The organism is Endozoicomonas ascidiicola (assembly GCF_001646945.1).
In the GTDB taxonomy this organism is placed as follows: domain Bacteria; phylum Pseudomonadota; class Gammaproteobacteria; order Pseudomonadales; family Endozoicomonadaceae; genus Endozoicomonas; species Endozoicomonas ascidiicola.
Genome location: NZ_LUTV01000007.1, coordinates 254048 through 261972, shown reverse-complemented (window position 1 = coordinate 261972; position 7925 = coordinate 254048). Strand labels below are relative to the sequence as shown.

Below are 7925 nucleotides of genomic sequence, written 5' to 3'. Positions count from 1 at the left end.
GATTCATCGTGATTTACGAAACAGCCAGGTTTGATCGGGGTGACAATCATTTCCATACTGCAGAAATGTCTGTAGGTGTCTCATTGTTCTATCAAATAGTGCTTACGACAATTTTCTGATAATGGATTGTGTCGTATATTCATCGGGAGTGGCTGCCCAGATGTTTGTTACCAAAAAACAATTTAAAGTTGAAGTTGAACTTGATCGTTACACGGCAAGGGTAAATTTCAATAAAGCACAGAAAGAAGCCAAGGCGCACCGAGAACAGGCGAAAAATGAAAGGGCAAAACGTGAAAAGGCAAGACAGAAAGAAGAGAATGCAGAAAGTAACGCCCGCTATGAGAAAACTCGTCAGGAAAATGCCCGCAAACGCAGAGAAAGGCGAGAGCAATTCCGCCAAGAGCAGGAACAGAAACAGAAACAGAAGCAATACAATCGATCCCGTCAGGAAAGGGAACACTACAGACATCATTATAATTTTGACAGCGGCTTTGGAGCAGGTTTCGGAGCAGGGTTTGGTGGGGCAGGCACTGGATATCATTCAAAATATATCGGTCATGGCCAGAACCGTTCAGGCGGACAGCAGTTCTTTACTGATAATGCTCCCCCAAAGGTCAATGACTATCCAAAATCCACTAACAAAACATTAAATGATTTACTGGCTCGGTTTTATGGTAAGTCTATGGATAATATCGGTGATGCGATGGCCATTCTGTGCATCAAGGGAGATGACCTTTCTGCAGGAATCGTGAAAAAAGCGTATCGAAAACTGTCGTTACAATATCATCCAGATAAGTTCAAACCTGAAGGTCTGAGCGATGCTGAAGCAACTTTACAGAAAAAACAGTATGAGGAAATTTTTAAACTGATTAGTAATGCCAACACCGCATTGGAAAAAATGGTCCATTAATCGACCAACGCTACTGACACAGAGTGCCAGTAGCGTTATTCATGCTCAGATTTAGGATTAATGCTGCAATGGCAAATCGCTAAAACAATCCATGGAAGTACACTCCATTCTGGATACCTCTGCTTGATAGGCTGATTTATGCGGCTCACCAAAGGAACGAACTACCAGCTTGCCCTTATTCTCCAGCAAACGATCCAGAGCAGCCTGCATATCCGCCGGCGTCAACTGACGAACCGCTTCCGCAATCCGTTCACGGTTATCAAAATCCGTTTCACCACTGGCAATGCCTTGCCAGAACCGATTGTTGCGCTCATCCTGGTTATCATCTTTCTTTAGCAGATCGCCGATCAGGCCCTGGCGATACTGCTCCAGCTCTTCATTGGTCAGGCTGGCAAAGGCTGCTTTCTGGGATTGCAAAAACTGCTCAACTCGACCCTCAAGACCTGTGGGATCCAACTTTGGCGATTGAACAACAAAGATAATACCCGGATGCTTTTCAAACGGCCTTGGCCCGGCAAACACCACATAGCCCAACTGTTGCTCAGTACGCAACGCATTAAAGAATGGATTCGCCAGTAACCGACCTAATAATGCATATTGTGCCCGCTCGCGATTACCGGTCTCCGGTAGTTGGTAATAACTGATCAGCATGGAATCGTCGTGTTCAATATCCATGGTGACCACACGATCCGTGTCGCCCAGCAGGTGATAAGGAAGATCAAAACGATCACTGCGATTGGTATCACTTAACAAATAGCGTTCAACCATCGCTCCCATTTGCAGGGCACTGGCTTCGCTATGGTTGCCGAGCACCAGCATCTCCACATGAATATGCTGATAGAAGGCGTTGGCATACTGTTGCAGCTGTTTCCAGGTGACCTTCTCTGCCGCGTTCAATAACGTGGCGTCGTCCGGATAACTTGGGTAAGCCAACTGGCTCAGAGCATCCAGCCCCAGGCGGTAAGGTGTATGGAACTGTTTGTTCTTCAGTGAACGAAGCAGTACCGCCTTTTCCTGCTCAAAAGCGTTTTCCTGGGGATTAAACGTTTTCACCGCTTCCAGAATATCTTCAAGCAATAGTGGTTGTTTATCAGAATAACCCGACAAACTGATCATCACCCCTCGACGCCCGGCAGTGATACTGTAATTCAACCCCGCTTCTTTAGCTGGATAACCATACTCGTTCAAACTTCTGGACAGTAGCGCTTTATAAAGCTGCACCATCACATTTTCAGCCGGTGTTTTCGACGCTTCTTCCGAAGAAATCATGACCCGGATATTTCCCCGGGGCATGCCAAAGCTGGTATCGGCAAGATTCCAAAGACGAAGCCCTGACTTCTCCAGAATCACCTTTGGATTGCCGATACGGCTTCCTTCCACTAAGTCCAGATTATCCGCAATAAAGGGGTTGGGTTCAGGAATGGTCAGCTCACGGTCGACTTCAGGCGTACTCAGTCGTTTAACCAATGCCGCCGGGAGCTTTTCAATGCTGTAAGCCGTTTCAAAATAAGGCTCTACTTTATCCGTGGGCAAACCTTGGGCAATCACCACCTGACGAAGATTCTCCGGGGTCATCTTATTGAGATAACTCAGAATCAATTCCGGATCATAGGCTTCGTATATATAGTTCGCTTCCAGCAGATGTTCCGCCGGCAAATAATGCATTCGAGATGCCAGACCCGAAACGGTCTGCTGAGGATTACGATCTTCCTGGAAACGGAAACCCAGCTCTGCCACCTGTTTGCTTTCCTGATACAGGCTGGCCTGCATGCCTTCTTGACGAATAAGATCGAGATAATCAAAAACAATGGCGGTAATGTCGTCGACTGTTTTCAGCCCTTCTGGCGTCAGTTCCATGCGAATATTGAATTCACTGTATTCACCGGGCAGATCGCTGCCGTAGGACGCTAAAGAGTCGATCCAGCCACGGTCTTTCAGATAACTGTGCAGACTGCCCTTGCCTTCATAACCGACAATTCTTGCCAGATAGCCAAGGGGTTTAAGCTGGTAATATTCCTGCGTGCTTGGCAGCGGAAAACTCAACGACAGAACACGAGTGTCTTTCAAAGGCACGATATTAATACGCACCTGAACTTCATCATCCGAATAGGGCGCTTTACCAATCTTTAACTCTGGATGAGTACCGGAAGGCACTTCACTAAAAGAGGCCTTAACCCATTGTTCAAGCGTATCTAACGACTCTTTACCATAAACCACCACGCTCATATTGGAAGCAACGTAGTATTTTTCATGGAAGTCTTTCAAGGACTGCCACAGTTGACCATCGTCGTTATTCAGAGTGTCCAGGCTGCCAATATTGAACCGGCTTTTCGGGTGATCTGGATTGGACGTTTTGTTGGTGGCCATAAACAGACGCCAGCCGTCTTCCCGGGCGTGGAGTCGGTATTCAGAATCCACCGCGTTCTTTTCCCGCTCGACATATTCCGGGTCCAGCTTTGGCGCGATAAAAAATTGAGCTAACCGATCCATTGCCGGTTGAAACTGGTCACTATTGATATCGAAATAATAATTGGTGCGGACATCCGCAGTATAAGCATTACTGCCACCGCCGTTGGCGCGGATAAACTCAGAATAGCCATCCACGTCCGGATATTTTTCCGTCCCCATAAACAACATGTGTTCAAGGAAATGCGCCAGACCAAGGCGATCATCCGGATCCTGATAACTGCCAACATTCACATCCACCGCAGCGGCAGACTTGTCGGTATCGGCATCAGAAATCAGCAGTACCTTCAAACCGTTATCCAGAGTCAGATACCGGTAATCCCGATCATCCGCCGGGCTTTTAATCACATCGCCAGGTGTCACCAGGGCTTCTCTCTCCGTCGTCATTGAACAGCCTGCTATTGAAACCATGGTTAATACTCCTGCAACCATTGACACCAGTTTGGTAAACATATCAGTTTTCACAGTCTGAGCACCATCACTCCACAGAACATTGTCTGTGCGTCGAATTATGTATGTAAACAATGCAAAGAATTTATTGTTACCTATTCGTAAGCCATAAAGATAGAGGACTTGGCTGTTTTGACGACTTTTTACCAAGAGCAGACTTAATTATATTCAGTGATGAACGCTGGAACTTTTGCGCTTTTTCATAGAAAATCCCGCTTTTCCCTTTTCCCGTCAGACAGTCCTTCCCATGAAATTCCCCGGTCGCCGAAAGATCAAGCATTACTTCCCGGTCAACACCAACAACCGCTTCGACATGGAGAGTTCGGTGTTTGGTCAGACCAACACCTATGCCTGTGGTATCGACCAGAATCTGGTAGACATCACCGCCCGTGTTGACCTTTCCGTTCTAAACGACTTTGGTTTAGACAAAGGCGCTTCACAGTGGATTGATGATGACACCGCCAATCGTCTCTACGAGTTCCTGACCGACAATGAGTTGATTGAAGATCAGTTTGCCGGCGGCACCATTGGCAACACACTGCACAATTATTCGGTGCTGGCAGACGACCGCTCGGTTCAGTTTGGCGTGATGAGCACGAACATTCATGTGGGCGATTACGCCTATCGTTATCTATGCAATACCAGCAGCAAAGTAGACCTGACTTATCTTCAACCGGTGAATGGCGCGATTGGTCGCTGCTTCGCCTTAATTACTGACGACGGTGAACGTACGTTTGGTATCAGCCCGGGTCTGATGAATCAGCTCAGCCCTGAGTTTATAAATGAAGAGATTATTGCCGAATCTTCTGCGCTGGTGTTGTGCGCATACACCTTAGCCAATCCGGAACTGCCCATCTACCACGCGATGATTCACGCGGCTGAATTGGCGCGAAAGCATGACGTCCCTGTCATTTTAACATTGGGCACCCGTGGTCTGGTGAAAGCCATCAAAGAACCGTTGCTGAGTTTTATGAACGACTACGTCAATGTAGCGGCCATGAATGAAGAAGAGGCAGAAGCACTCACCGGTGAGTCTGACCCGGTTCAAGCTTCCGAACAAATGTTGCAGTATGTTGATATGGTTCTGCTGACCGCCGGTGCTGAAGGACTTTACCTCAGTGGTTACACTGAGAAATCCCTGGCTCGCGAAACGGACAACCCGATTCGTTCCGGCGCCATCAGTGACTTCAACCGTTTTGAATTCAGCCGCCCTCTCTTTCAAAAAGATTGCGAAGAACCCATGAAGGTGTATTCGCACATCAGCCCTTATATGGGCGGACCCAAGAACATCAAAAACACCAACGGTGCCGGCGACGGCGCGTTAGCCGCCTTGATTCATGATATGGCAGCCAACCATTACCACCGTCTGGTGCTACCAACGTCCAGCAAGCACAATAAACAGTGGATTACTTACTCTTCATTTGCACAAGTGTGCAAATACGCAAACCGGGTCAGTTTTGAAGTGCTGGCTCAGAGTTCACCCCGATTATCGCGGGCATTGCCTGAGCGGGAGATGAGCCTGGAAGACAGTTATTGGGATCAGTAATAGAAAATTGAACTAAATTGTTTATCCAAAGGACTAAAAGGTTATTTGGATAAACACTATGTTATCAAAAGCAGTAACAACTTACGGCAGCAGTATTAGTGGACACTTTATTCTGCCCAATCGATTCAAATTGCATCCAGGTTCCACCCAAACAGTCAAATCCATTTCTACACAAAGACCCGAGACATACGGCGCTGAAGCCACTGCAGTTTGTGATAGAAATGTTAAAAACAATGCTACCAACCAAGTTTATATACAACATATTCTACAAAAATTATATTCATCAAACCCAAGCCAAAACATTGCCTGCGGGATCGATCAAACGATTTTCGATATAACCATTACCGGGGTTGACGACTCTGTGCTGACAACATTAGGACTTGAAAAAGGCCAGTCTCAACTTATCAATCAAAATCAATCGGAACAGCTGGAAAGGCTAATCAACAATAACAAAAAAGCCTGTGTTGAAAATGCAGGTGGCACCATTGGTAATACATTGCACAACACCTCAGTTCTTTCCGGCGCCTCAACCACATTATTTGGAGTGATCAGTGAGGCCTTGCCAGGCAACCGTGCCTTTCATTATTTACGCAATAGCTTTAATGGTATGAATTTAAACGATCTTTGCCTTATTCAAGGAGGACAAATTGGGTGCGCCTATACGCTGATTTCTAATGATAGCGAACGCACTTTTGGTGTATCTCTCAGCGATGTTAATCAGCTGCCTGCTGAAGCCATCAAAGCGCTGGTCATTCAAGAATCCTCTTGCCTGGTTATGTCAGCGTACCCATTAGCGGATGAGAGCCAACCGATATATGCCGCATCGCAACGCGCAGTAAAACTTGCCCATCAATACCACAAACCCATTCTTATGACCCTGGGCAGTGCAAATCTTGTGCAACATATGACGACTGAACTGCAGAACTATCTATCCCAAAATATCATGGTCGTTGCCATGAATGGAGATGAAGCACAAGCGCTCACAGGGAAACCGGATATTCCGACAGCTGCTATGAAGGTGCTTGACTATACAGACCTGGCACTCATCACTGATGGAAAAAATGGACTGTATTTCTGTGGTTATATTGATCGCCCATATTCTTTTCAGCCATACGAATACCAAAATAATGGGCGCGAACCAGAACAAAGCATAAAAATCAATCAATACACTAAGAGTTATCCGGCACTTAAAATAAACTGCCTGTCACCCTACAAAATCGTTTGTCATGAACCCGCCTGCATGAAAAACCAAGACATGATCGTCAACACCAATGGAGCAGGAGATGCCGCAATGTCAGCACTGATTCATTGCCTGCGCATTAGTGACAATCCTTTTTCACCCGACAACAAAGGATCGGCACTGCCGTTAACCCATACTACGTTTTCAGAAACAGCCATGTATGCCAATTGGGTCAGTAAACAGGTTGTGCAACAAGTGTCTCCAAGGTTATTGAAAGCTCTATAGGTGACCGAATAACCCCATAAAAGAAACATACTTTGCTCCTTTGGTGTGAGGTATTAATGATGGTACAAAAATACACGACAAGGTACTCTCTCATGTACAGAGAATAAAAATACGGCATAGTCATGAGCCTGTTTGAACGGGTCAATTACCAAGGCGTTGAAGGTATTCGCTGCCGTCGTAAAAATAGCGTAAACACCTCATTTATCACCTATCGAATAGGCGATACGATTATCGATACCGCGCCGGCTAATCAATGGCAGTTCGTAAAACCTTTTTTCCAAGAACAGCCAATACGACAGATTTTATTAACCCATCACCATGAAGACCACAGCGGCAATGCAGCCCGGCTAAAAGCGCTTTCCGGTATTACCCCAATGGGTTCTCAAGGAACCTGCCTCATCATGGAAAAAGGTTTTCCATTCCACTGATACAAAAATACATCTGGGGCAGCAGCCAACCAGTCGCACTCGCTCCATTGCCAGAATGGATAGAACTTGATGATGGTAGCTCGCTGGAAGCCATTGCTGCTCCGGGTCATGCAGAAGATATGATCTGCTTCTATTGGCCGGATAAAGGCGCAGTCTTTACCGTTGATCTGTACCTGTCACGTAGCATTCGCTATATGCGTGATGATGAAAACCTTGCCATTCTTATCAATAGCATTCGGGACGTACTGACCAAAGATTTTGATACTCTGTTCTGCCCTCATCGCGGCGTGGTTGAAAATGGCAAAACGGCACTGCAGGAAAAATTGAATAACCTCCTTGAACTGTGCGAGCAGTCTCAACAGCTTCACCACCAAGGCCAAACCATCAAGGAAATCACCAAAACCATTCTAGGAGCCTGTCGGACTTAGAACAACTTTTGAGTATAATACCCGCAAGATCGTAAAAGACAGCCAGCCAATGAACAAATGGACTTTCAGACCCATTGACCGAGACATCCCTGACTTTTTTCCTGCCACTGTTCAGGATTATCTGCCAGAGGTGCATCTTGCTCGCTTTGTTGTAGAGGTGGTTGAGCAGCTAGACCTCACACCTTTGATCAGCGCCTATAAAGGAAGGGGTTCTAAAGCCTGGCATCCATCC

Annotated in this window: 6 protein-coding genes and 1 pseudogene; 6 read left to right on the top strand and 1 reads right to left on the bottom strand. The window is 46.4% G+C overall.

The window, feature by feature from the left end:
* Positions 1 to 160 precede the first annotated feature (160 nt).
* Entirely contained in the window at positions 161 to 910 is a 750-nt protein-coding gene (locus AKL11_RS20290) for a J domain-containing protein (protein WP_067521263.1), read from the top strand.
* Positions 911 to 967: 57 nt separating this feature from the next.
* Here AKL11_RS20290 and AKL11_RS20285 read toward each other — a convergent pair whose 3' ends face one another.
* Positions 968 to 3787, bottom strand: a complete 2820-nt coding sequence (locus AKL11_RS20285; RefSeq protein ID WP_172807340.1) for an insulinase family protein — start codon at positions 3785 to 3787, stop codon at positions 968 to 970.
* A gap of 286 nt (positions 3788 to 4073) precedes the next feature.
* On the opposite strand from AKL11_RS20285, the gene AKL11_RS20280 reads away from it, so the two are divergent.
* From AKL11_RS20280 to AKL11_RS25760, 5 genes and pseudogenes are all read left to right on the top strand, one after another.
* A complete protein-coding gene (locus AKL11_RS20280) occupies positions 4074 to 5372 on the top strand; it encodes an inosine/guanosine kinase (RefSeq protein ID WP_067521258.1) in 1299 nt (432 codons plus the stop codon).
* A gap of 58 nt (positions 5373 to 5430) precedes the next feature.
* Positions 5431 to 6837, top strand: a complete 1407-nt coding sequence (locus AKL11_RS20275) for a PfkB family carbohydrate kinase (protein WP_067521255.1) — start codon at positions 5431 to 5433, stop codon at positions 6835 to 6837.
* Positions 6838 to 6959: 122 nt separating this feature from the next.
* Entirely contained in the window at positions 6960 to 7265 is a 306-nt protein-coding gene (locus AKL11_RS20270) for an MBL fold metallo-hydrolase (protein ID WP_067521251.1), read from the top strand.
* 47 nt (positions 7266 to 7312) lie between these two features.
* Positions 7313 to 7693: an MBL fold metallo-hydrolase gene (locus AKL11_RS20265; RefSeq protein WP_067521248.1), complete on the top strand. Its 381-nt coding sequence runs from the start codon at positions 7313 to 7315 to the stop codon at positions 7691 to 7693.
* 49 nt (positions 7694 to 7742) lie between these two features.
* A pseudogene (locus tag AKL11_RS25760) lies at positions 7743 to 7925 on the top strand (IS5/IS1182 family transposase); the annotation flags it as partial.